This window comes from Rubrivivax albus, assembly GCF_004016515.1.
Lineage (GTDB): Bacteria > Pseudomonadota > Gammaproteobacteria > Burkholderiales > Burkholderiaceae_C > Rubrivivax > Rubrivivax albus.
On record NZ_SACT01000002.1, the window covers coordinates 757,974 to 777,819 of the forward strand.

Below are 19,846 nucleotides of genomic sequence, written 5' to 3' on the forward strand. Positions count from 1 at the left end.
ACGGGCGATCACTTCGCCTTCGGCGGGTTGTCGTCCACCTTGACCTTAAAGCTGCCGGCCAGGATCTCCTTCTGGCGCGCGGCCACCTTGTCCTTGACGGCCTGCGGCACCTTGGCGTCGAACGTGCCCAGCGGCGACAGCGTGGAACCGCCCGGCTTCATCATCGAGTACGGGCCGTAGTCCTCGGCCTTGAACTTGCCGCCCTTGACGGCCTTGATCGCGGCGTCGATGGTGGGCTCCATGTGCCACAGCGCGCTGGCCACCACGGTGTCGGGGTACTGGGCCTGGGTGTCGATCACGTTGCCGATGGCCAGCACCTTGCGCTCCTTGGCCGCATCGCTGACGCCGAAGCGCTCGGCGTACATCACGTCGGCGCCCTTGTCGATCATCGCAAAGGCCGCTTCCTTGGCCTTGGGCGGGTCGAACCAGCTGTTGATGAAGGTGACCATGAACTCCGCCTTCGGGTTCATCTCCTTCACGCCGGCCATGAAGGCGTTCATCAAGCGGTTGACCTCGGGGATGGGGTAGCCGCCCACCATGCCGATCTTGCCGCTCTTGCTCATGCCGCCGGCGATCAGCCCGGTCAGGTAGGCCGGCTCCTGGATGTAGTTGTCGAAGACGCTGAAGTTGGGCGCCTGCGGCTTGCCGCTGCTGCCCATCAGGAAGGCCACCTTGGGGTAGTCCTTGGCCACCTTGCGGGCGGCGGCCTCGACCGCGAAGCTCTCGCCGACGATCAGCGTGTTGCCCTGCTCGGCGTACTGGCGCATCACGCGCTCGTAGTCGGCGTTGGCCACGTTCTCGCTGAAGACGTACTCGATCTCGCCGCGCGCCACGGCCGCCTTCAGCGCCTTGTCGATGCGACTGACCCACTGCTGTTCCACCGGGACGGTGTAGATGGCGGCCACCTTGAGCTTGGCCTGGGCCAGCGCCGGGCCGGGCAGACCCGCCAGCGTGGCGGCGGTGGCCAGGGCGACGCCCAGCGTGGTGCGGCGGGACAGGGACATACGACAGACTCCTCGTGTCAGCGGGTGATGCATCGAATTTAGCAAGCGGCGTGCCGCGGCAAGGCAGGGGTTTCGCGGGTGCGCCTCCGACTCACCACTGCATCTCGAGCATGAGGCGCAGCACGCGGCGCTGGTAGCGCAACGCCGGGTCGCCGCTGTCGCGGCGCAGCGTGGAGGCGCTGGCCACCCACGACCGGCGCTCGTCCAGCCGGCGGCGCAGTTCCAGGTCCGCCGCGCGCACGTGCTCGATGCGCGGCTCGCCGTCTGCAAAGCCGCCATAGCGGTAGTCGAGGCGCGTATCGGCCACCGCCAGCGTGGAGGACCAGGCGTCGCCCCAGCGCTCGGTCCACGACAGACGAAGCGTGCGCTCGCCTACGGCATCGGCCAGGTCGCCGGCGAGCACGCCGACTTGGCGCCGCCCGCCGAGCTCCAGCGCCGTGGCCGGGCGCGGCGCCCACTGGCCCTGGCCTTCCCACGCGAAGCCGGTCCGCGTCGGCCGCAGGCGCGCGAAGCCCAGGCGCTGCCAGCCCGCCTGCAGCTTCAGCGCCCAGGGCGCCGCGGAGCCCGGTTCGGGCTCGATCTGGACCCCGAACAGCAGCCGGTGGTCTTCGTGCGACAGGGCCAGCGGCCGGTAGTCGTAGTCGGCGACCAGGCTACGCAGCTCGACCGATCCCTGCACCGCACCGGGCGGGGCCGGCCGCGCGGCGCGCAGCACCAGGCCGCGCGTCGACAGGTCGCCGGCCACGGTCACGGCGCGGTGATTCTGGTACCGCTTGCGCGACGCGTTCAGCTCCGCCTCCAGGCGGGCCGGCGCGTCGATCGCGTCGACGCGGAACACGACGCCGCCGGCGCCGGCGACGAAGTGGTCCGGCTCGTCGTCGGGCCGGGCCAGCGCCCCGGTGCCGACCGGGTCGTGCCAGTCCTGCAGCACCACGCGCCAGGCGGTGGCGGCGTGCTCCCCGAGCGCGGCCACGCCGCCCGCCCCCAGTTCGCTGTTGGTGCGGTCGAACTCGGGATGGCCGTCGTGGCGCAGCCACTCGGCGCGCGCCTGCAGCGTCGTGGTGTACCCGCCACCGGCCCAGGTGGCGGTGAGCGACGGATAGGCGAGCAGGTAGCGTCCGCGCACCGGCGCCACCGGCAGCAGCGAGAGGTTGTCGTCGTCGCCCAGGCCGACGCTGAGCGTCAGTGCCCAGCGCGGGCCGGTGTCGACCTCGGGCGCCGGTGCCGTGTCGGCGACGGCTGGGGCGGCCAGGCCGCCGGCCAGGCACACCGCAAGCAGCCGGCAGCGCCGGTGGGTCGAGGAGGGCGGAGTCAACGCAAGGTCGGGACGGGTCGGGTTCGTCGCGATCGTACGCCGCCGGGCACGGGGGCCCGGGGCGGCCCCGCGCGCGCCCTTAGCGTTCGCGCAACGCCGGCAGGTCGCGCCGCGCCGGCACCGGGCTGCGCCGCGACCCGGCGCTCTCCGCGACCGCCACCGACGGCGATAGGCTGCGCAGCACCGCCTCGGTGCCGAACAGCGTGGGCATCAGGCCGCTCAGCCGCGAGGCCGTCGTCGTCGGCGTGCTCGGCGTGGCCGCAGCCGTCGCCGGCGCCCCGCTGGCCACCGAGCCGGCGTTGGCCGTCAGCAGGTAGCTCATGTCCGCCCCCTGCGCCGAGTCGGCCACCAGGGTGTAAGTGAGCTTGACGCTGCGCACGCCGGCGTTGAAGTTGCCCAGCGAGACCACCCGGTCGTCCAGGAAGGCCGCGGCGTCGCCCACGTTGTTGAAACTCGTCGAGAACAGGGTGGCGCCGCCGCGCGTGGCGGTCAGGGTCAGACTGTCGAAGCCGCCGCCGTGGTGGGTGAAGTCCAGCAGGCCCAGGCTGACCGGGGTGGCCGCATCCACCGTGAAGGTGTAGTTGGCCACCGCCGTGTAGGTCTGGCTGCCGCTGGCGCCGCTGCCGTAGTTCGCGCCCAGCACGCCCCCGCCGATCAGGTCGAAGGACCCGCCCACCGCCGCGGCGACGTTCGGGTTGTTCAGCATGATGTTGTTCAGCGCGGTGCTGTTCAGGGCACCGTAGCTGTACGCGAACGCCTGCAAGCCGTTGCTGCCGCCGTTGAGATTGGGCAGCGACAGCGTGGATGCCGCTGCATAGCTCGCCGTGGCATCGGCCAGCGTGCTGCCGCTGGTGCCGGCGTGCGCTTCGGACGACACCGAACGGGTGCCCGACGTCGATGTGCTGATGGCCGAGGCGGTGCCGCTGACGCCGTTGGTCGTGGTGCGAGACCACAGCGCGGCGCTGTCGACCCCTTCAGTCCGCGCGGTGCCGCTGGCCTCGCCGGTGCTGGCCGTGACGGTCTGCGTGGCGTAGACATTGGCAGTGGCGCCGGTGCTGCTGGCCGTGATGTTCGACGTGGCGTTGCCGCCAGCACCGGCCTGCAGGTTGGCCCCGAGGGTGACGTTCTGCGTCGACCGCGCCACCATCGAGGCGCTGGCGTCGCCACCGGCGACACCGCCGCTGCCGGTGCCGCCGTTGGCATAGCCCTGCACGTTCAGGGGCTTGCCCGCGGTGGTCTGCTCGATATCGGCGCCGACATGGCCGGTGCCGCCCGCCGCACCGGCGGCGCCGGACGAAACCGCCCCTGCTGCGCCACCATAGGCCTGCAGGCTCACCTGGGTGCTGGTCTGGCTGGCGAACACGCGATTGAGCACCGAACTGGCGTTGCCGCCACGGCCCGCGGTGCCGCCGCTGCTGCTGCCGCCGGTGCCGCCGTAGGCCAACTGGGTGACCGTGCCCTGCCCGCCGGAGACGGCATTGACGTCGTTGTCCAGGCTCACATCGCCGCCGGCACCGCCGCTAGCGGCGCTGCTGCCGGCGCCACCGGCGCCGCCATAGGCATACGACGACGCGGCGAGATTGCCGGCCGCGCCATTGACCACGGCCCTGGCATCGGCCGTGCCGCCCGCGCCGCCGGTCTGCCCGCTGCCTGCGCCGGCGCCGCCCGCACCACCGTAGGCGGTGGCCGAGACAGTGCCGGTGGATCCGCCGCTGACGGTGCCCGTGGCCACCGTGGTCGCTGCGCCGCCGGCCTGGCCGCTGGCCCCGCTGCCCGCTGCGCCGCCGCCGCCGCCGGTGCTGGTGCCGGTCAGGCTCAGCGCGCCTGCGGCCCCCACCGTGGCGCTGGTGCTGGCCGCGCCGGCCGCCCCGGTGCCACCGCCACCATTGCTGCCGCCGCCGGCGCCGCCGTTGCTCGCCACCGTCACGTTCAGCGCGGCGGCGTTGTTGTTGTTCCGGCTCAGCGTGGTGCTGGCGTCACCACCCGCCCCGCCTTGGCCGCCATAGCTGTAGCCACCGCTGCCGCCGGCTGCGGACTGGTACCAGTACATGGTGCCGCTGGTGGCGCCGTTGACCGAGCTGCCCTGCGTCGCCGAGCCGCCAGCACCGCCATCGGCGCCGCTGTAACCCGTGCCGCCACTGCCGGCACCGGCCTGGGCCGAGACGCTGACCACGCCGCCGGTGGAACTGGCATAGGCCGTTGCCCCCGTTGCGTCGCCGCCGGTACCGCCGACCTGGCCATTCCCTTGCGCATAACCGCCGCCGCCGCTGGTGCTCTGGGCTGTCGCCGACGCCGCACTGTTGACGCTGCTGTTGGCTTGGGCGTTGCTCGCGGCGACGCCACCCGCAGCGCCGCTGCTGGACGTGGCCGCGCCCGCACCGCCCGCACCGCCATAAGCGCGAGCATAGGAGGTGACGCTGGCGCTGCCGGTGAGCACGGTGGTGGCGCTGGCGTCACCACCCGCGCCGGCCGTGCCGCTGGCGCCGGTGCTGGCGCCGCCCGTACCGGCCGTGGCCGAGGTGGTCCCCGTCAGGCTGGTCGCCGTGTTGTTGGTGCGGGTCAGGCTGCTGGACGCCGACCCGGCCGCGCCGGCCAGGCCGCCGGCACTGGCACCGCCATTGCCCCCGGTGGCGTTCTGCGTCAGCGTGACGGAGCCGCTGCCGAGGCCGTTGACCGCATTGGTCAGTGTGGCATCGGCTCCCGCGCCCCCGGCGGCGCCGCCGCTGCCGGCGCCGCCGGCGCCGGCGTAGGCATGGGCACTGACGTTCAGGGCACCGGTGCCAGCGTTGCCGATGGCCGTGAGCGACACCGTGCCGCCATCACCGCCGCTGCGGCCCGCGCCGGCGCCAGTGCCGCCGGTGCCACCGCTGGCTTGGGCCACGACGGTGCCGCTGGCGCTGTCGTCCACCATGCCATTGGCCGTGGCGCTGGCCGTACCGCCGTTCTGGCCGCTGGCGTCGCTGCTGGCGGTGCCGCCTTGCCCGCCCTGGGCCGACGCGGTCAGGCTCAGGTTGCCGGCCTTGGCGTACACCGTGGCCGAGGTGCTGGCATTTCCGGCCTGGCCGGTGGTGCCGGCATCGGCGCTGCCGCCACCGCTGCCCCCGGAGCTGGACACCGACACGTTCAACGCCGAAGCATTGTTGTTGTTGCGGCTGAAGGTGTTGCTGGCGTCGCCACCGGCACCCGCCTGCCCGCCATAGCTGAATCCACCGGCGCCGGCATTGGCCGTCTGCGTCCAGTACATCGTGCCCGTGGTGATGCCATTGACCGCACTGCCCAAGGTCACCGACGCGCCGGCACCGCCATTCGCATCGCCGTAGCCCGTGCCGCCGCTGCCCCCGCTGGCGGTGGCAGCGACGCTCGTCTGCCCACCCACAGAGGTGCCGTACCCCGACGCGGTGGCGGTACCGCCCGCCCCGGCGGTGCGTCCAGCGCCCTGGGCATAACCCCCGCCGCCGCCGTTGGCGGTGCCGGTTGCGGTGACCGCACTGTTGGCGCTGGAGTTGGCCTGCGCGCTGCTGCTCGCCGTTCCGCCCGCAGCGCCGCTGCCCGTGGTGGCCGCACCGGCGCCGCCAGCGCCGCCATACGCAGTGACGGCGGTGCTGACCGTCGCACTGCCCGACATCACCGCCGACGCCGTGGCATTGCCACCGTTCCCAGCGGTCCCCGGCGCACCGCTGGTCGAACCCCCCAGGCCGCCACTCGCGGACACATTGGCCGCCAGATGGCTGGCCGTGTTCTTGGTCCGCGACAGGCTGCTGTTGGCCCCCCCACCGTTGCCGGCCACGGCACCGTTGCTGCTGCCGCCGTGACCGCCGACGGCGTACTGCGTCAGCGTCAGCGTCCCGTTGCCCGTGCCATTGACCGCGTTGTTCAGGACTTGCACGGCACCATTGCCGCCGTTGGCCGAGCCATTGCCAGCGCCGCCTGACCCGCCGTAGCCATAGGCCGACACGGTCAGGCTGCCCGTATCGGCCGTGCCCGTGGCGCTGACGCTGGACGTGCCCCCCAGCCCTCCGCTGCGCCCACTGCCCGTCCCTGTTCCACCGGCGCCGCCATAGGCGGTGCCCTGGACCGCCCCATTGGCGCTGTTGAGGACGGATCCGTTCACCGTGGTGCTGGCATTGCCGCCCTTCTTGCCGTTGGCATTGCTGCCGGCACTGCCGCCGCTGCCGCCGGTGGCGGCGGCACTCAGGCTCAAGGCACCGGCTTTCGCATTCACGGTGGCGTCGGAGGAGGCCGTGCCAGCCACACCGGTGCCGCCGGCGTCGGTGCTGCCGCCACCGTCACCACCGCTGCTGGTGACGGCGACATTCAGCGTCGACGCGGTGTTGTTGTTGCGGCTCAGCGTCGTGCTGGCATTGCCGCCGGCGCCAGCCTGTCCGCCATAGGAATAGCCGCCGGAACCCCCGTTGGCGGTCTGGGTCCAGTACATCGTGCCGGTGGTGCTGCCATTCACCGAACTGCCCTGGGTCACCGCCGCGCCCGCGCCGCCGTTGGCCGTGCTGTACCCGGTGCCGCCCGCACCGCCGCTGGCCGTCGCAGACACCGAGGTATGGCCCCCGTTGGAGCTGCCATAGGCCGAGGCACTGGCGGTGGCACCTGTGCCCGCGGTGCGGCCATTGCCCTGCCCGTAGCCACCGCTGCCTCCCACGGCCGAGGCGCTGGCGGTGGCCACGCTGTTGCCGGTGGTGTTGGCCTGGGACTCGGCCGATCCCGTCGCGCCTGACGAGCCACTGCTGGACAACGCCCCACCGGCGCCGCCGTTGCCGCCGTAGGCGTAGACCGTACTGTTGACCGAGGCGCTGCCATTGATCGTTGACGAACTGGTGGCAGAACCGCCAGCAGCGGTTGTGCCGGTGGACCCGTTGGTGCCGCCGCCATGTCCGCCATTGGCGGAGACCGACGCGGTGAGCGTGGCCGCGCCATTGACCGTGCGCGTCAGCGTGCTGCTGGCCGCCCCGCCCGCACCAGCCGTGCCGCCATCGCTGGCACCCCCTTGTCCGCCGGTCGCGCCCTGCGTCAGCGTCACTGCACCGGTGCCGCTGGCGCTGACGGCATTCGCGAGGGTCTGCGCCGCACCGTTGCCACCATTGGCCGACCCCGTGCCCGAACCGCCGGTACCCCCGTACGCGTAGACGTTCACGTTCAGGCTGCCACTGCCGGCTGTGCCGCTGGCATTGGCTGTCGCGCTGGCACCGTGGCCGCCACTGCGGCCTGCACCGGCCCCGGTGCCCCCATTTCCACCGTAGGACTGGGCCTGGATGCCCGCGCTCGCGCTGCCGCTGACCGAGCCGCTGGCCGTTGAACTGGCCGTCGCTCCGTTCTTGCCGCTGGCGCCGCCGATGGAACCACCGCCGGATCCGCCGAAGCTGTTCGCCGACAGGGTCAGGTTCCCGGCGTTCGCGTTGATGGACGCACTGGAGGTCGCCGTGCCCGCCGTGCCCGTGCCACCCCCGTCGATGGCGCCACCCCCGGCACCACCGGTGCTGGACACCGTCACGTTCAACACCGCCGCGTTGTTGTTGCTGCGGCTCAGTGACGTGCTGGCGTTGCCCCCGTTGCCCGCCTGCCCGCCGTAGCTGAAGCCCCCCGAGCCTGCGCCCGCGGTCTGCGACCAGGACATGGTGCCCGTGGTGGCCCCGTTGACCGAACTGCCCTGCGAGACCGATGCGCCGGCGCCGCCGTTGGCGCCGGTGTAGCCCGTGCCGCCCGCGCCGCCAACGGCCGAGGCCCCGACGCTGACCGAGCCTCCGGCCGAGCTGCCATAGGCCGACGCACTGGCCGAGGCGCCGCTGCCGCCGGTGCGTCCCGGGCTGATCGCGTAACCGCCGCCGCCGCCTGCCGCATAGGCCGTGGCATTGGAGGTGTTGCCCGTCGTCGCCGTCGAACTGGCGCTGGCCGAGGCACTGGCGCCGCTGCCGCCACTGCTGCCGTTGCCAGCGCCGGCGCCGCCGTCACCGCCGGGTGAACCTGAGGAGCCTCCCTGGCCGCCGTAGGCATAGGCGGTTGCCTGCGCGGGATTCGAGGAACTGGTCGACGCCGTCGCACTGGCACTTCCGCCCTGGGCGCCGGCGCCACCGTTGCCCCCCTTGATGGAGGCCGTGCCGCCACCACCCGATCCCCCGGAGCCCCCGCTACCGCCATACGCGGACGCGGTGTTGGTGGCGCCGCTGGCGGCATTGGCATTGGCCGAACCGCCGGCGCTGCCCGATCCGCCGGAGCTGCCCGACGTCTGGCCATTGGTGCCCGCCGTGCCCGTCGTGCCGCCGACGGTGACCGAGGCCGCGTAGGCCGCACTGATGGACGCCGACAGGACCAGCGGCACCAGGATCGCACGGGGTGCACGCGAGGTGGCGCGACGGCGGGACGGGCGAACGGTCATTCGGGGCTCCAGGGATGGAAAACCACCGAATGTATTTCGGGACAGCCGATTTCAGGCCCGGGCCAAGCCCCAAGAACACGGGACGGCGCGCCGTCCCGTGCGATGGATCACAGCCGCTCGAACACCGCTGCGATGCCCTGGCCGCCGCCGATGCACATCGTCACCAGCGCATAGCGGCCGCCGGTGCGGTGCAGCTCGTAGATCGCCTTGGTGGCAATGAAGGCGCCCGAGGCACCGATGGGGTGGCCCAGCGCGATGGCGCCGCCGTTGGGGTTGGTCTTGGCCGGGTCCAGTTCCAGACCGCGCGTCACCGCGATGGCCTGGGCAGCGAAGGCCTCGTTGCTCTCCACCACGTCGAGCTGGTCCACTGTCAGGCCGGCCTTCTTCAGCGCCAGCTTGGACGCCGGGATCGGGCCCTCGCCCATGATCTCGTTGGGCACGCCGGCCACGGCGTAGCTCACCAGGCGCGCCATCGGCTTGTGGCCGTGGGCCGCGGCCACCTTGGCGTCGCCGAGCACGAAGAAGGCGGCGCCGTCGTTGATGCCCGACGCGTTGCCGGCGGTGACGCTGCCGTCCTTCTTGAACGCCGGCTTCAGCTTGGCCAGGCTCTCCATCGTGGTGCCGGGCTTGCAGTGCTCGTCGGTGTCGAAGACCACCTCGCCCTTGCGCGTCTGCTTGACCACCGGGACGATCTGGCTCTTGAAGCGGCCCTCGGCGATGGCGGCGGCGGCGCGGCGGTGGCTTTCCACGGCCAGCGCGTCCTGCTCCTCGCGGGTGATGCCCCACTTGACCGTCAGGTTCTCGGCGGTGATGCCCATGTGTCCGACGCCGAACGGGTCGGTCAGCGTGGCCACCATCATGTCGATGAGCTTGGTGTCGCCCATGCGCGCGCCGGTGCGCATGGCCGGGCTGAGATAGCCACCGCGGCTCATCACCTCCACGCCACCACCGATGCCATAGTCGCAGTCACCCAGCAGGATGTTCTGCGCCGTGGTCACGATGCCCTGCAGGCCGGAGCTGCACAGGCGGTTGACGGCCATCGCCACGCTGTCCATCGGCAGCCCGGCCTGGATGCTGGCCACGCGCGCGACGTAGGCGAAGCGGCTCTCGGTGGGGATGGTGTTGCCCACCGTCACGTAGTTGATCGCCTTGGGGTCGACGCCACTGCGCTCGACCGCCGCCTTCATCACCTGGCCGGCCAGTTCCGCCGGCTCGATGTCCGACAGGCTGCCGCCGAAGGTACCCACCGCCGAGCGCGCCACGCCCAGCACCACCACATCACGTTGGCTCATGCCTGTCTCCTTCCGGGGGATAAGTTGCGGGGAAACCCCGAGATTAGCGCGTCCGCCCTGTCGCGCGGCTGACGCCCCCGCAACGCACTTGACCGGGGTCAATCGATCGTGGCGGCGCGGTCGGCGTCGCGCAGGCGCTCGAACAGGGCGCCGCCGGGGTAGGCCGATGGCGTGCGCACCCCCCGCGCCACGTCGGCGGCCCATGTGGCCGTGAGCTCGCGCAGCGCCTTCACGTTGCCGGGCCGGGGCGGCCCCTGGCGGCAGGCGACCCAGCCGAGCAGGTCGCTGTCGCCACCCTCGGCGTCCACATGGGTGGATGACTGCAGCAGCTGCGCGCCGACGAAGCCGTCGCCGCCGGCCGCGATGTCGTCGGCGGCGGCGGCACGCAGGCCAGGGTAGGCGTTGTGCTGGGCGTTGCAGCCGCTGGCGTTGGCCGTGACCGCGAGCACCGGCCGCTGGCCGAAGGCGGCCAGGCCGCGCAGTTCGTCGACGAAGCGCGCGCCCGAGGCCACCGGGTCGAACAGCACCGCGCCGGCGATGCGGTCGGGGGCGGCCTGCGCCAGCTGCCAGCCCAGGCGCACGGCAAAGGCGCCACCGGCGCTGTGACCGCCGACCACGGTGCGTGCCGGCACCGGCTGGCCGCCGGGTCCGACGAGGCCCTCGGTGACCAGCAACTCGGCCAGCGCGTCGGCCAGCTCCGGGTTGCCGGCCACCATCGATGCGTCGATGCACAGCGTCATCAGGCCGGCGTCGACCCAGGCCTGCAGCGTGCCGCGCAGGTTGTCGCAGCGGCGCGTGAAGCCATGCTCGACGATGGCCAGCGCCAGCGGCTCACCCGCGGGCAGGCCCCAGCGCACGTCGTAGACGGTGCCGCCGATGAGCAGCGTGTCGGCCACCGGCTGCGGTTCGGTGCGGGGTTCGGTGGCGATGGCCGGTGCGGCGCAGGCGGCCAGGGTCAGCGTGGCAAGGGCAGCAAGGGATCTCATGGCCGAGGCCTCCGAAGGGACGGTGGATGGGGGATCATCGCGCCGCAGGTCAATCCGCAGCGGCGAGTCTGGGCTCGTCCACGCCGCTGGCGCGGTTGAGCTGCATCAGCGTCATCGCGCCGGCCAGCCCGTCGGCGGTCAGGCCCTGGGCGCGCTGGAAGGCGGCCACGCGCTCGGCCAGGCTGCCGCCCACGCCGCCGTCCAGTCGCGCCAGGCGCTGGGCCAGCCAGTCGGCCAGCGCCGGCTCGGCGGCGGTGACCAGCTGGCCTTCGCGGTAGCCCGGCGGCACCCGCCACAGGGTGGCGAAGTCGCCGCGCCAGTGGCGCGCCAGTTCCACCATCGGCACCCGCACCTCGCCGTCGGCCGACGCCAGGCGCGCCAGACCCTGCTGTTCCCCGAGCAGCACCACCTGCGCGGCGCGCCCGACATCGTCGGCCAGCGACAGGATCACCGGCCGGTCCAGGGTGCGGATGACGGCCAGCCCGCCGCTGCCACGGTGGCACAGCAGGCCCTGGGCGGAGGCGGCGGCGCAGGGCTCCGTACCGGCGGCGGGCCATCCCCACAGCGTGGCCAGGTGTCGCCAGGCCGCGGGCTCGTCCCAGGCGCGGGCGTACAGGGCGGACGGAGCGACCTGGCGCGCCGGTGACACCGCCGTGGGCACCTGGTTCGTGGCCCCTGCTTCAACGGTGCGCTCGGCCACCGCGGGGCCTGCTGCCGTCGTCGCCGGCGCCGGCACCGTCGCGGTGGTCGGCACCACCGGCGCAGGGCCTGCCCACAGGCCGCGCACCCAGGGTGCGACGATCACGCCGGCGATGCCGGCCACCAGCAGCCACGGCCAGACGCGCGTGGGCGCATGCGGCGGGGCCGGCGAGGCCGGCGGCAAAGCGGGCTCGGCCACGTCGGGCACAGCCGGAGGCTGCGCGACGTCTGCCACCGGCGCCGCCGTCTCGTCGGCCGCCGCCGGCGGGTCGGCCTGGCGCACGAACACCTGCGAGGCCACGCCGGCCACGCGCCCGGCGCCGATGCGCGGCTGTCGCGCCTCGTATGCGGCCAGCATGGCGCGGTCGCACAACACGTTGATGCGGCGCGGGATGCCCCGGCACATGGCATGCACGAGGGCCAACGCGTCGTCGTCGAAGGGCAGCGGGCCGCCGGCGCCTGCCACAGCCAGGCGGTGCGCGATGTAGCGCCGGGTCTCGGCCTCCGGCAGCGCGGGCAGGTGGTAGCGCGCCACGATGCGCTGCGCCAGCGGTTCCATCACCGGCCGCGCCAGCAGGTCGTTGAGTTCCGGCTGGCCGATCAGCAGCACCTGCACCAGCTTGCGGTCGCTGGTCACCAGGTTGGTCAGCAGGCGCAGCTGCTCGAGCACGTCGTCGGAGAGCGCCTGCGCCTCGTCCACCGCGATCAGCGTGCGCCGGCCCTGGGCGTGGGTGAGCAGCAGGTGGCCGTGCAGGGCGTCGATCGGGTCGAAGGCCGCCTCGGCGGCCCCCTCGGGCCGCGCCACGCCCAGGTCCTCGCAGACGCGCGCGAGCAGGGCCTCGACCTTCAGCCGCGGGTTGACGACGGTGGCGATGTCCACGTCCGGCGGCAGGGTCTCGAGGAAGGCGCGCCAGACGGTGGTCTTGCCGGCGCCGATCTCACCGGTCAGCAGCACGAAGCCGCCACCGCCGCGCAGACCGATGTCCAGGTGCTTCAGCGCCTCGCGGTGGGCGTCGCTGAGGTACATGAAGCGCGGGTCCGGCGCCACCGAGAAGGGTTCGTCGTGAAGGCCGAAGAACGACGCGTACATGGTTGGCGAGCATAGCCGCGGCCGGGCAGCGTTGCGGTTACGCTCGCGCCATGCCACCCCATGCTGCCACCCTGGCGCCCACCACACTGATCGACAGCGACCACCCGGCCGTGGCCGCCTTCGCCGCCACGCATGCCCAGGGCGCAAACGACCGCGAGCGCGCCGTGGCCCTGTACCTGGCCGTGCGCGACGGCTTCCGCTACGACCCGTACCGCATCGACCTCAGCCCCGCCGGCATGAGGGCCAGCGCGGTGATCGCGCAGGGCCACGGCTGGTGCGTGCCCAAGGCCGCGCTGCTGGCCGCGGCCTGCCGCGCCGTCGGCATCCCGTCCCGCGTGGGCTATGCCGACGTGCGAAATCACCTCAGCACGGAACGCATGCGGCAGACGATGAAGACCGACCTGTTCGTCTGGCACGGCTACACGGAGGTCTGGCTGGACCACGGCGACGGCGGCCACTGGTTCAAGGCCACGCCGGCCTTCAACCTGTCGCTGTGCGAGCGTTTCGGGCTGCTGCCACTCGAGTGGGACGGTCGCGGCGACTCGCTGTACCACCCCTTCGACGCCGCCGGCCAGCGCCACATGGAATACGTGGCGCAGCGCGGCAGCTTCGACGACGTGCCGCTGGCGGCCATCGTCGAGAGCTTCCGCGCCACCTACCCGGGCTGGGGCGACCAGGGGCAGGCCCTGCAGGGCCAGGACTTCCAGGCCGACGTGGCGCAGGAGACGGTTCGATGACGGCGGCGAACGTGCCCGACGGTTTCCTGCCCGCCGCGCTGGGCGGCGAGTTCATCCGGGCCAACGGGCCGTTGTACCTCAAGCGTGGCGAAGGCCGGGCGTGGCTGGGCTTCCGGGTGGAGTCGAGGCACACCAACCCGGCGGGCATCCTGCACGGCGGCATGATGGCCAGCTTCTGCGACATGCTGCTGCCGATCTGCGCGCACCACCAGGAACCCGCGCTGGCCAGGCGCTTCCTGCCGACGATCAACCTGCAGATCGACTATCTCGCGCCATCGCCGCTGGGTGCCTGGGTGGAGGGCGAGGCCCAGGTGCTGCGCAGCACCACCACGCTGGCCTTCATCCAGGGCCTGGTCACCGCCGACGGCGCCCCGGTGGCGCGCGCCAGCGGCATCTTCAAGATCGGGCCGGTGTTCGAGCGCCCGCCGGCGCCAGGCTGACCACGGGGAAGGCCCAGCCTCCACGGCCGGGCCGTCGGGCAGCCCGGTCAGAAGGTGTGGGTGATGCCCACACCGTAGGCATTGCGGGTGTCGCCGGCGTCCGGGTCCTGGCGGCCGAAGCTGGCGTAGACGCTGGTGCGCTTGGACAGGGCGTAGTCGGCGCCCAGGCCGATGAAATTGGACTTGGCGCCGTCCACGTCCCGCCTGGCCCAGCCAGCCTTCAGGTTGGCCGCACCCATCGCGTAGCGCAGGCCCAGGCTGGTGACCTTGGCGGTGGAGTCGACCACGTCGTCGTAAACGCTGCGGTCCAGCGCGCCCATCAGCGTCCAGGCGCCGGTGGTCCAGGCCAGGCCGAAGAAGCGCACGGTGTCGCCGCTGCGGTTCTTGGAAGTGGCGGCCATCGCCGCGATGCCGCCGGCACCGTATTGCACGGCCAGGCCGTTGTTGTTGCCACCGGTGTCACCGGGTGCGTTCTCGAAGGCGCCGCTGTAGTGCAGCGACCAGCCGGCCACCTTGGGCGAGTCGTAGAAGATGCCGTTGTTCAGCCGGCCGTACTCCGCATTGCCGCTGTTGCTGGTGCGGTCGGTGGCGTAGTTCCAGTGCCAGTTGTTCCAGGCCGGCGACGCGATGCGGTCGTAGTTGTACCAGGGGTCGAAGGCCCAGTCGTTGTTCGAGACGACGTCCAGCGCACGGCCCAGGCGCAGGTGGCCCCAGCCGCCCTTCAGGCCCACCGTGGACTCGCCGTGCCAGAACGGCTTGCCCGCCAACTCGGTGCTGCCAGTGTCGGCCTCGAAGCGGTGCTGCAGGCGGAAGGTGGCGCTCAGGCCACCGCCCAGGTCCTCGCTGCCCGCCAGGGTGATGTTGCTGCGCTGCACGGTGCCCATGTGCTTCTGTTCGTCGAAGCCACGGTAGACGCCGATGTCGAAGGCACCGGAGAGCGTGAAGTTCGCGGCCGTGGCGGCACCGGCAGCGGTCAGCGCGGCAACCGCCACGGCGGAACGGATCAAGGGGTTTCGGGTTCGGGTCATGGAGGTTTCCTCAGGCGGGGCAAGTCGGGGCAAAGGCGCCGGGCCGGTCGGCCGGTGATTTGCATTTGTCGCAATCACATTTGCACAAAACATTCGAGTATACTCTGTTGTTTTCCCCACACAGTTCAGCTGTGACCGGGACCGTCACGGGTCGCGATACGCACCGTGGCGGTGCGAACGGCCCGCCCACCAGATTCCGGAGACCTTCATGTTCCTGCGCACTCTGTCCCCCCGCCTGTCGTTGACGTTCGCCGCCCTGGCTGGCGCCGCCCTGCTGGCCGCCTGTGGCAAGGCCGAGGAGCCGGCCCCGGCGCCGGCGCCCACCGCCACCCCGGTGGCCGCCGCCTGCGGCAAGGTCACGGTGGCCAACATGAACTGGCAGTCGGCCGAGGTGCTGGCGCAGATCGACGCCTTCATCCTGGGCAAGGGCTACGGCTGCGAGGTTGAACTGGTGCCGGGTGACACGATGCCGACGCTGACGTCGATGATGGAGAAGGGCGAGCCCGACGTGGCCCCCGAGGCCTGGATCAACGCCGTGCGCGACCCGCTGGACGCCGCGGTCAAGGAAGGCCGCCTGCACTACGCCGCGGAGTCACTGAAGGACGGTGGCGTCGAAGGCTGGTGGATCCCGAAGTACGTGGCCGACGCCAACCCCGGCATCAAGACCATCGACGACGCACTGAAGCACCCGGAGCTGTTCCCTGCACCTGAGGCCAAGGGCAAGGGCGCTGTGCACAACTGCCCGTCGGGCTGGAACTGCCAGATCACCACCGGCAACGCCTTCAAGGCCTGGGACGCGAAGAAGAAGGGCTTCGTGCTGGTGGACACCGGCTCGGCCGCCGGCCTGGACGGCTCGATCGCCAAGGCCTACGAGCGCAAGGAAGGCTGGCTGGGCTACTACTGGGCGCCGACCTCCATCCTCGGCAAGTACGAGATGGTCAAGCTCGACGCCGGCGTGCCGCACGATGACGCCGCGTGGAAGGCCTGCAACTCCAAGACCGAGTGCGACAAGCCGCAGAAGAACGACTGGGCCAGCGCCGAGGTCTTCACCGTGATCACCGACCGCTTCCAGAAGGCCGGCGGCCCGGCGGTGGAATACCTGGCCAAGCGCAGCTGGGGCAACGACACCGTCAACGGCCTGCTGGCGTGGATGAGCGACAACCAGGCCACCGGCGAGGACGGCGCACGCCACTTCCTGAAGACGCAGCCCGAGGTCTGGGAAGCCTGGGTGAGCAAGGACGTGGCCGACAAGGTGCGTGCCGCCCTGGACGCCGCCTGACCGCGGCGGCGCCGGCATGAGCTGGTTCGAGGATTTCCCGGCGCTGGGCGCGGAAACGCTCAGCGCGCTGCGCCGCGCGATCGACGGCGCCTTTCGCAGCTTCACGCGTGAATACGGCGAAGTGCTCGAGCGACTGTTCGACCCGCTGCGCGAGTTCCTGCTGTTCAGCGAGCGGCTGCTGACGCAGTCGCCCTGGCCGGTGGTGATCGGCGTCATCGCGCTGATCGCCTGGTTCGCGTCGCGCTCGTGGAAGATCGTCGTCGGCACGGTGGTCACGCTGATGGCCATCGGCCTGTTCGGCATGTGGGACGACACCATGAAGACGGTGTCGATGATCTTCGTCTGCACCGTGGTGGCGCTGGTGCTGGGCGTGCCCATCGGCGTGCTGGCCAGCCGGTCCGACCGCCTGCAGCGCCTGATCACGCCGGCGCTGGACGTGATGCAGACCATGCCCAGCTTCGTCTACCTGATCCCGGTGGTGATGCTGCTGGGCATCGGCCGCGTGCCGGGCGTCATTGCGGTGGTGATCTACGCCATCCCGCCGGTGATCCGCTTCACCAACCTGGGCATCCGCCTGGTGGACAAGGACCTGCTGGAAGCCGCCGACGCCTTCGGCAGTTCCACCTGGCAGCGCTTGAGCAAGGTGCAGATGCCGCTGGCCCTGCCCACCATCATGGCCGGCATCAACCAGACCATCATGCTGTCGCTGGCGATGGTGGTGATCGCGTCGATGATCGGCGTGCAGGGCCTGGGCCAGCCGGTGCTCAAGGCGATCTCGAACCAGTACTTCACGATGGGCATCCTCAACGGCCTGGCCATCGTGGGCATCGCGATCATCTTCGACCGCGTCTCGCAGGCCTACGGCAAGCGGCTGCAGCGGCACCTGGAGGTCCAGCATGGCTGAAGCCGTCCTGCGAGCCGACCAGGAGGCGCCCGCCCCCGCAGCGGCGGCCGAATCCTCGGCCACCGGCATCTCCATCCGCCACCTCTACAAGATCTTCGGCCCGACGCCGGAGAAGTTCCTCGACGCCGTGCGCGACGGCATGAGCAAGCAGGAACTGCGCGACACCCACGGCCACGTGCTGGGCCTGCGCGACATCTCCATCGAGATGCCGCCGGCCGGCATCCAGGTGGTGATGGGCCTGTCGGGCTCGGGCAAGAGCACGCTGATCCGCCACATCAACCGGCTGATCGATCCCACCGCCGGCGAGGTGATGGTGCAGGTGGACGGCCGCGAGGTGGATGTCGTCCAGATGGACGCCATGGCCCTGCGCCAGTTCCGGCGCACGCAGACGGCCATGGTGTTCCAGAAGTTCGCGCTCTTCCCGCACATGACGGTGCAGGAGAACACCGAGTACGGCCTGGCGGTGCAGGGCGTGCCGCGCGCCGAGCGCACCAAGCGCGCGACGCGCTGGATCGAACGCGTGGGCCTGGCCGGCTATGGCGAGCACTACCCCAACCAGCTCTCCGGCGGCATGCAGCAGCGCGTGGGCCTGGCGCGCGCGCTGACCAACGACGCACCCATCCTGCTGATGGACGAGGCCTTCTCGGCGCTGGACCCGCTGATCCGCAGCGACATGCAGAGCGTGCTGCTGGACCTGCAGCAGGAGATCGGCAAGACCATCGTCTTCATCACCCACGACCTCGACGAGGCGCTGCGCCTGGGCGACCGCATCGCCATCCTGCGCGACGGCGAGGTGGTGCAGCAGGGCACCGGCCAGCAGATCGTGCTCAAGCCGGCCGACGACTACATCAGCAACTTCGTCAAGGACGTGAACCGCGGCCGCGTGGTCCGCTGCCGCACGCTGATGACGGCCGGTGCGCCCGTGGAAGGGCCCACCGTGGACCCCGGGCTGGTGATCGAGGAAGCCGCGCGCCTGCTCAGCGCCGAGAACCGCGAGGCGGCCAACGTGGTCAACGCCAAGGGCAAGCACCTGGGCGTGATCACGATGAGCGATGTGATCGCGGCGATGGTGCCGCCGGCGACGGAGCCGACCGCGGCCGGCTGAGCGCAGCGGTCAGCGCGCGCGGTCGGCGGCGTTCATTCGCCGCGCACCGGCGCATCGGCCAGCCGGTAGATGCTGGCGTTGAGATGCTCGGCCACCGCGCGGATGTCGGCCGCATTCCAGCCCAGCTTCGCGCGCGCCTGCCAAGCGCCCACCTGGCCCAGCAGGCTGGCCCAGTCCTGCACCACGCGCTTGTCGCGCCAGTGCATCTGCGTCGTGTGGCAGGCGATGCAGTGGGTCTCGTAGAGCAGCCGGCCGCGGTCCGGCGGCGGGCTCTGCGCCAGCGCCGAGGTGGCAGGCAGCAGGATGGACAGGACGACGAGCGCCGTCCAGGCCATTCGCCGGGACCGCGGGACGGGAGCAATGCTTGCGGGCATGCCCGCACTGTAGTCCCGCGCTGGACCCTGTGCACACGCAGCGGCGACAATCGCGGCCCCACTGTCCTGTCCTGCCCGTGATGTCCGATCCTGCCGTGCCACCGAACGACGCCCCGACCCCGCCCGCCGAGGTCCCTGCCGGGGTGTCGGCCGATGCGCCGCAGGACGTTGCCGCCGCGGCCATGCCGATGGAGATTCTGGCGCCGGCCGAGGCGGAGGCGACACCCCTGGACGCAGCGGTGGGGCAGCTGCCCGCCGAGGCGTCCGCGCCCGTCGAGGCACCGGCCCCGACGCCGCCCGGCATGAGCCCCGCTGCCTGCGGCGCCAGGCTCGCCGAGCTGTTCCCGGCGCTGTTCGGCACCGAAGGCCCGCCCAAGCCGATCAAGCTGCGCATCCACGTGGACCTGCAGGCGCGGGCTCCCGGCGTGTTCTCGCGCCGCGTGCTCGGCCCCTTCTTCGCGCGCTACACCACCAGCAATGCGTACCTGAAGGTGCTGAGCACGGCCACCGAGCGCTTCGACCTCGATGGCCAGCCTGCCGGCGAGGTCACCGAGGAGCATCGCAGTGCCGCGGTGGCGGAACTGGCCCGGCGCCGCGAGATCGCGATCGCCAAACGGGCCGCGGAACGCGGCACCGGCCGCGCGGGTGCACAGGGCCGGGCCGGCGCGCCCGCGGGCGAGACCGCGGAGCGCGCAGGCGGTGAACGGTCTCGCCCCGAGCGCGGGCCGCGTCGTGACGGGCAGCACGAGGGGCAACGCCATGGCCAGCGCGCAGGCGAGCGCGGCAGTGATCGTGGCGCCCATCGCGGTGCCGGGCGTGACGACCGCCCCCCACGCCCGCCGCGCGACGGTCGCCCAGATCGCCGTCGCGATGACGGCCCCCGCGGCAGCGCGGGCAGGCCGCCGCGCGCGGACCGGCCCGACCGCCGGCCCGATGCCCGCCCGGCCCAACGCCCCGCGCCGGCCGCCGAAGCGCCGGAGCCGCAGGACCCCGCGCAGCGCGAGCGCGCGCTGCTGCTGCGCCAGTTCGAGTCCAGTCCGCTGACCAAGGCCAACTTCTGCGTGCTCAAGCGCATCAGCGAGGCCGATCTCGACGCGCAGCTGGACGTGGCGCGGCGCGAACGCGCGGAGCGTCACAAGCGCTGATGCCCCGGCGCCGCAGGCGCGTCGCCGTGAGGCCGACAATCGTGGGGTGAGTCCCTCCCCGCC

General features: G+C 72.2%; 14 protein-coding genes. 6 read left to right on the plus strand and 8 right to left on the minus strand.

All coding sequences use genetic code 11. The annotated features are described in order from the left end of the window. Positions 1-8 precede the first annotated feature (8 nt). The 6 genes from ENE75_RS09775 to ENE75_RS09800 all read right to left on the minus strand — a co-directional run bounded on the left by ENE75_RS09775 (position 9) and on the right by ENE75_RS09800 (position 12,771). Positions 9-1,004 carry a BMP family protein gene (locus ENE75_RS09775; protein ID WP_128198067.1) on the minus strand — a complete coding sequence of 332 codons (996 nt, stop codon included), beginning with the start codon at positions 1,002-1,004 and terminating at the stop codon, positions 9-11. Positions 1,005-1,095: 91 nt separating this feature from the next. Beyond that, entirely contained in the window at positions 1,096-2,319 is a 1,224-nt protein-coding gene (locus ENE75_RS09780; RefSeq protein WP_128198068.1) for a porin family protein, read from the minus strand. Between the two features lie 79 nt (positions 2,320-2,398). Further along, positions 2,399-8,704 carry a beta strand repeat-containing protein gene (locus ENE75_RS09785; RefSeq protein WP_128198069.1) on the minus strand — a complete coding sequence of 2,102 codons (6,306 nt, stop codon included), beginning with the start codon at positions 8,702-8,704 and terminating at the stop codon, positions 2,399-2,401. Positions 8,705-8,811: 107 nt separating this feature from the next. Further along, entirely contained in the window at positions 8,812-9,996 is a 1,185-nt protein-coding gene (locus ENE75_RS09790; protein WP_128198070.1) for an acetyl-CoA C-acyltransferase family protein, read from the minus strand. Positions 9,997-10,094: 98 nt separating this feature from the next. Next, positions 10,095-10,982, minus strand: a complete 888-nt coding sequence (locus ENE75_RS09795; protein WP_128198071.1) for an alpha/beta fold hydrolase — start codon at positions 10,980-10,982, stop codon at positions 10,095-10,097. Positions 10,983-11,031: 49 nt separating this feature from the next. Beyond that, positions 11,032-12,771, minus strand: a complete 1,740-nt coding sequence (locus ENE75_RS09800) for an ExeA family protein (protein ID WP_128198072.1) — start codon at positions 12,769-12,771, stop codon at positions 11,032-11,034. 50 nt (positions 12,772-12,821) lie between these two features. On the opposite strand from ENE75_RS09800, the gene ENE75_RS09805 reads away from it, so the two are divergent. Both ENE75_RS09805 and ENE75_RS09810 read left to right on the plus strand, forming a co-directional pair. Beyond that, positions 12,822-13,508 (plus strand): transglutaminase-like domain-containing protein, encoded by a 687-nt coding sequence (locus tag ENE75_RS09805; RefSeq protein WP_128198073.1) that lies wholly within the window; start codon positions 12,822-12,824, stop codon positions 13,506-13,508. Continuing rightward, on the plus strand, positions 13,505-13,948 hold the full coding sequence (locus tag ENE75_RS09810) for a PaaI family thioesterase (protein ID WP_128198074.1): 444 nt from the start codon (positions 13,505-13,507) through the stop codon (positions 13,946-13,948). The genes ENE75_RS09805 and ENE75_RS09810 overlap by 4 nt, the downstream gene beginning before the upstream one ends. A gap of 47 nt (positions 13,949-13,995) precedes the next feature. Here ENE75_RS09810 and ENE75_RS09815 read toward each other — a convergent pair whose 3' ends face one another. Next, on the minus strand, positions 13,996-14,976 hold the full coding sequence (locus tag ENE75_RS09815; protein ID WP_128198075.1) for a porin: 981 nt from the start codon (positions 14,974-14,976) through the stop codon (positions 13,996-13,998). 208 nt (positions 14,977-15,184) lie between these two features. Here ENE75_RS09815 and ENE75_RS09820 point away from each other — a divergent pair, with 208 nt between their 5' ends. The 3 genes from ENE75_RS09820 to ENE75_RS09830 are packed head-to-tail and all read left to right on the plus strand — an operon-like array spanning position 15,185 to position 18,264. Then, positions 15,185-16,255 carry an ABC transporter substrate-binding protein gene (locus ENE75_RS09820; protein WP_128198076.1) on the plus strand — a complete coding sequence of 357 codons (1,071 nt, stop codon included), beginning with the start codon at positions 15,185-15,187 and terminating at the stop codon, positions 16,253-16,255. Between the two features lie 16 nt (positions 16,256-16,271). Next, complete coding sequence (locus tag ENE75_RS09825; RefSeq protein WP_128198077.1) at positions 16,272-17,159, plus strand: ABC transporter permease; 888 nt, start codon at positions 16,272-16,274, stop codon at positions 17,157-17,159. Continuing rightward, positions 17,152-18,264: a quaternary amine ABC transporter ATP-binding protein gene (locus ENE75_RS09830; protein ID WP_128198078.1), complete on the plus strand. Its 1,113-nt coding sequence runs from the start codon at positions 17,152-17,154 to the stop codon at positions 18,262-18,264. The genes ENE75_RS09825 and ENE75_RS09830 overlap by 8 nt, the downstream gene beginning before the upstream one ends. Before the next feature lie 32 nt (positions 18,265-18,296). On the opposite strand, the gene ENE75_RS09835 is transcribed toward ENE75_RS09830, so the two are convergent. Continuing rightward, positions 18,297-18,599, minus strand: a complete 303-nt coding sequence (locus tag ENE75_RS09835) for a cytochrome c (protein WP_128198079.1) — start codon at positions 18,597-18,599, stop codon at positions 18,297-18,299. A 119-nt stretch (positions 18,600-18,718) separates the two neighbouring features. Here ENE75_RS09835 and ENE75_RS09840 point away from each other — a divergent pair, with 119 nt between their 5' ends. After that, positions 18,719-19,783, plus strand: coding sequence for a ProQ/FINO family protein (locus ENE75_RS09840; protein ID WP_128198080.1), 1,065 nt, complete (start codon positions 18,719-18,721; stop codon positions 19,781-19,783). Positions 19,784-19,846 lie beyond the last annotated feature (63 nt).